This window comes from Armatimonas sp. (genome assembly GCF_031410135.1).
Taxonomy (GTDB): Bacteria; Armatimonadota; Armatimonadia; order Armatimonadales; family Armatimonadaceae; genus Armatimonas.
In genome coordinates this window covers 1-4,626 of sequence record NZ_JANNYP010000780.1, presented here as the reverse complement: position 1 = coordinate 4,626, position 4,626 = coordinate 1, and the positions used below count along the sequence as shown (strand labels likewise).

The following is a 4,626-nucleotide window of genomic DNA, read 5'->3' as shown; positions in this document are numbered from 1 at the left end:
GGATTTGTGTGCTTAATCCCCCCCCCCACGCGTCAATTAACCCGGTTGTTGTGGTCCCGGCCACGAAAAAAACCCACGACAAGCCCCTTGCTGAAGTGGACAGCCCTAACGGAAGCTACGGCCCGGAGCTTGCGCTGGTTGAGGTCACGGTCACGGGAGCCCTCAAGATCGAGGTGCGTGCGCTGGAGAAGTCCGCGCCCGCCGGGAAGTACCAGCTCAGCGCGACCCTCTGGCCAAGCCGTGCTGCCTACGATGCGGCAGAGATAAAGAAGCAAGACGAGATTCGGCGCTGGCTGGGACGCACGGCGGTTCCGCTCCGTACTGTCCAAAACGAGGGGAGCTTTGCCGATCTGGCGCCACTGAAGAAACTCTTCCAGAAGGCACACGTGGTCGGGCTGGGCGAGGCGACCCACGGGACGCGCGAGTTCTTTCAGTTCAAGCACCGGATGCTGGCCTACTTGGTGAAAGAGCTTGGCTTCACGGTCTTTGCGATGGAGGCGGGCGTGGGCGGGATTCGCGCCACCAATGCGTACGTGACGGAGGGGAAAGGCACGCTCGACGATGCCATGCGCGGCTTGGGATTTATGGTCTGGACCACGGAAGAAGTCGCCGCGCTGCTCCAGTGGCTCCGTGAGCACAACCAAACGCAGCGCCCCGAGCGCCGGGTGCAGATTGTTGGGGTGGACTGTCAAGAAGGGACAAAGACAGCGGCACCCGCTCTAGAGTATCTGAAGAGTGTCCAGCCGGAGCTCGCCACGCGCCTTGGGGAGCAGCTCAGCAAGATCGGTTACGGCACCGACCCGAAAGGCAGTGCCCCAGTGGTGCGGGAGATTCTCGCCTGGCTTATCGCCGACGAGGGCAGGCTGATCGCCCAAACAGGCCGGGCACGCTACGACGAAGCGCTTAGTGCTTTGCGTGTCGTGGTGCAGTACGCCGACCTCGGCGGGTTGGACATGGCGCAGGGGATGGGCCGCCGGGATCGCTACATGGCATCGAACCTGCTCTCGTTGCTCGCCAAGAACCCCAAGGCGCGGGTGGTTTTCTGGGGCCACAATGCCCATGTCGGGCGGCTGCTCTATCCTATCAACAGCGCGCTTGTCCCCATGATGGGCTGGTGGCTTGGGGAGGCCCTCAAGGAGCGCTATCTCGCCGTGGGGATGGCCTTTGGCACCGGGGAGTTTCAGGCACAAGACCGCACCCGCCCCGGCTCGCCTATGCGCACCTACAAGTCCGGCAAGCCCGCCGTCGGCTCCGTTGAGGCCATGATGGCAGCGGCCCGACTCGGCGATTTCTTAGTGCCTTGGCGCGGCCAAGCACCTCCGCCCTTCGTCACCGACTGGCTCCACACCCCGCACTCCCTCCGAACCGCAGGCGGCTACAACGTCCCCAAGAACATCACCGCCCTCTGGGAAAAAGGCGATGTCACCACCACCAACCTTGGTGCCGAGTTCGACGCCCTCCTCTTCATCGCACAGCCCACCGCCGCCCGCTCCTACAGCCCAAAGTAGGTCTATATGGTACTCGGGGCGTCTCCAGCTCTAAGGGCGACATTATGGTTTCAAAAGCGTGACGAGCTCCGCAAGCTGGGCTTTCTGCGCCTGCTGGAGAGCGGTGGTTCCGTTGCTGTCTCGGCGATCGCGATCCGCACCTGCACTCAGGAGAGCCTTGACGAGGGCAGGATTGCCATGCTCCACGGCATGCATCAGCCCCGTGAAGCCGGTTCCAGGACGCTCTTCCGCATTGGGGTCGGCTCCTAGACGTAGCGTCTCCTCGACCGCTGGGAGGTCTTGTTTGTCCAGCGCCGCGTGTAGTTTCATATTGAGCACCGACCGATCCCAGCGCCACTGAACATACCGGGCGCGAGCGAGCCCAAGGCTCGCACAAATCGCCACACAGAGCAGGATGCCCAGAACTTTACGCCACGGCTTCATGGCTCATTCTACCCCGTGCCGCCGGTTGGAAACCGGCGTCTGCAATGGCGCAAGCGCCACAAAGCCCGTGCCGGGCTAGGGTATTTGTAGCCCGGCACGGGCTTTGCGGCTGAGGGACGAAACCACTGTTGACGCCCCATTTCATGGGGTGGTCTCTACCCCGTGCTCTGCATGGCGGCGGCGATTCCGGTGATGGAGAGGAGGATGGCCTAAAATGGTAAGATAGGATTGGATGCTACCCTTTGAGTTTACGGTTCAAGGAACGCCGGTTTCTCACCAGAGCCACAACAAAGTGCTTCTGCGGCAGTGGCAACAAACGGTTCGTGAGGCTGCTGGGCGGCTCTGGCCAGCAGGTGTTGCACCGGTGACAGTAGACTGTCTTTTAATTGGTGTGTACTACTTTGGGGTATCTCCTGCACTGCTGGATAACGATAACTTTATCAAGCCGATTCAGGATGCCTTGATTGGTCTGGTTTACGAGGATGATCGTCAGGTGACTGATACCTTAATTCGCAGAACTGATATTCGTGGAGCGTTCTATATCCAGGATGAGTCTGCTCCCGTGGCACTTGCCATTCGTCGTGGTGAAGAGTTTGTCTATGTTCGGGTGGATGTCGTGCCCGATCACCGGAGATTATTATGATCCCAGGGGTTCCTGAAGAGATTCCAGGGTGGGTGCGCTCTACCCGTGATGCGCGACACTGGCTAGCTTGTGCATTTCGTGCCGATGGTTACACGGTTGTGGAAGACCCCGGCCCGGACGATCTGCCCGAGGTGCTCTGGGACTACCACATGGATCTGCTCGCCGTGCGCGGTGAGCAGCACGTCGCGGCAGTGGTGCGGCGGCGCAACGACATCTCGGACAATACGGTCGCTCTCGCGGCGCTCCTCAAGACACTCCCCGGCTGGCGCTTCGATATGATCGTCCTACCTGTCTCGGTGTTGGCAAGTGCACCCAACACTGCACCCGAGCTAGCCACCATCGGGAGCTAGATTCTCCCGAAGCGCATCGCGATTCTCCCGAAAAAATTCGCTGCAACCCCGAAGCGTCTCCGTTTGTCAGAAAAGGCGAGCGTGGCAATCCCGCCGCGCTAAGTGATCTGAGAGGAGACGAAAGTCATGACACCGGAACCTAACACAATAACCCCGACCCCGAGCACCACAACCCGCACACGTAGCGTCTTTAGCGAAAAGCGCATCGCCGATTTAGAGCTTGCAGCTCGCATTACCGATACCGCCCTGAGCACTTCCCATGCCGCGAAGCTCGCCGAGCACGAGATCGCAATGACTTTCGTCCAGGCTCTCGCCGCCGATGTCGCGCTCTGCCGCACAAGCATTGCCCGCCTGCTCACCCAGACCTCGGAGCGCACGGTGCAGACCGAGACAGAGAGCGACTGGCGCACGCAGATTGAGCAGAGCATCTCCACCGTCCAAGCCGCCGCCCGACAGAAATACGTCGGCGACCCCCACCGCGCCGAGCGTCTGAGACCCTACGCCATCGGGGAGGACATTGCCAAGCAGAGCCGCGCCGCTCTCACGCAGACCACTACCAACATTCTTGCTGCCCTCGCCACCGATGCGCTTCCTGGCATCACTCCCGCCAAAGTTGCCGCCCTCCAGAGCGCCCTCGATAGCTGGATCGCCACGGATCGCGCCCAAGGTGGAGCAGGTGAGACGGTGCTCCAGACCCGCAAGCAGATCAACGACCTGCTAGGCACCATCGCCACCCGCCGCCAGACCCTTCAGTTCGCCGCCGATGCCGCCTACCCGTCACGCAACAGCAGCAACGCCGAAACCCGCGCCCTCTTTGGCCTCCCTAGAACCCGCCCTTACAGCCCGAAGCTGTAAAAAAGAAACAGCCCGGAGGCAGTTGCCTCCGGGCTCGTTTTCATCGTGTATTTTGCAGCCATTCCTCCCGGCTGGAGTAACGCCGATGGGTGAGCGTCAGCCCCAGTGCAGTTGCTTCCGCCGTCACCTCGGCAACCCTTGTAATGTGGAATCCATGCTGGAGGAGCAAGGGCTCACCGGATCGAAGCGCCTCTCGTAGAGCAAGTGTGCTGAAGAAAGTAAAGTCAGCGAAGCGGCGGATAAATTTTAGTTGCGCGGCGGTGACAGGTTGCGCCACTGCCATGAGCCAGAGTGCTCCCACGCTGTCGTAGTAGGACTGAAACGGGACAACCTCAACTTGCGAGCCATCATGCCAGCCCTTTTGCGACTTCCACCAGGTGTCATCGTAGCGACTAAGATCATACTCGTCATCTTGCGGAAAGGGAATCGGTGTTGGGTTGGAAAGGACGTGCTGGATGAAGTCGTCGGGGAGGCGTACAACATGCATCCCAACATAGTGAGCCAGTAAGGTGTTCCAGGTGTAGTATCCATCTTCCTGGGCTGCGAGGCTGAGCTGGGCTCCGCAAAGACGGCAAGTGTCGAAGCTCGAACAGGCCGTGATCTCTCCCGCTTTTAGATATTCTACGACTTTGGCCCGAACATCAGCATCTTGGCTGTCGTCCACAAAACACGCGGGATTCGGCCAGTCTGGTAAGTTGTCACTCTGCCACAGACCAATTCCTCGTACGGTTTGCATGGCCTATTTTACCTCGCGCAGCCGGTTGGAAACTGGCGTCTGCAATTGCGCAAGCGCCACAAAGCCCGTGCCGGGCTGGAGAAATTTGTAGCCCGGCACGGGCTTTGCGGC

The 4,626-nt window shown here is 60.4% G+C and carries 6 protein-coding genes; 4 read left to right on the top strand and 2 right to left on the bottom strand.

Annotated features, from left to right (window positions below):
- Positions 1 to 1,508: erythromycin esterase family protein (locus tag RMO15_RS28635; RefSeq protein WP_309721080.1), on the top strand; the 1,508-nt coding region annotated here is incomplete at its 5' end.
- A 42-nt stretch (positions 1,509 to 1,550) separates the two neighbouring features.
- Here the strand turns inward: RMO15_RS28635 and RMO15_RS28630 are convergent.
- A complete protein-coding gene (locus RMO15_RS28630) occupies positions 1,551 to 1,931 on the bottom strand; it encodes an ankyrin repeat domain-containing protein (RefSeq protein ID WP_309721079.1) in 381 nt (126 codons plus the stop codon).
- Positions 1,932 to 2,163: 232 nt separating this feature from the next.
- Between RMO15_RS28630 and RMO15_RS28625 the strand changes: the two genes are divergently transcribed.
- From RMO15_RS28625 to RMO15_RS28615, 3 genes are all read left to right on the top strand, one after another.
- Positions 2,164 to 2,574 (top strand): RusA family crossover junction endodeoxyribonuclease, encoded by a 411-nt coding sequence (locus tag RMO15_RS28625; protein WP_309721078.1) that lies wholly within the window; start codon positions 2,164 to 2,166, stop codon positions 2,572 to 2,574.
- Positions 2,571 to 2,924, top strand: a complete 354-nt coding sequence (locus RMO15_RS28620) for a hypothetical protein (protein ID WP_309721076.1) — start codon at positions 2,571 to 2,573, stop codon at positions 2,922 to 2,924. Before RMO15_RS28625 ends, RMO15_RS28620 begins: the two co-directional genes overlap by 4 nt.
- Positions 2,925 to 3,050: 126 nt before the next feature.
- Positions 3,051 to 3,779, top strand: a complete 729-nt coding sequence (locus RMO15_RS28615) for a hypothetical protein (RefSeq protein WP_309721073.1) — start codon at positions 3,051 to 3,053, stop codon at positions 3,777 to 3,779.
- Between the two features lie 40 nt (positions 3,780 to 3,819).
- On the opposite strand, the gene RMO15_RS28610 is transcribed toward RMO15_RS28615, so the two are convergent.
- Positions 3,820 to 4,515 carry a hypothetical protein gene (locus tag RMO15_RS28610; protein WP_309721070.1) on the bottom strand — a complete coding sequence of 232 codons (696 nt, stop codon included), beginning with the start codon at positions 4,513 to 4,515 and terminating at the stop codon, positions 3,820 to 3,822.
- Between the last annotated feature and the right edge of the window lie 111 nt (positions 4,516 to 4,626).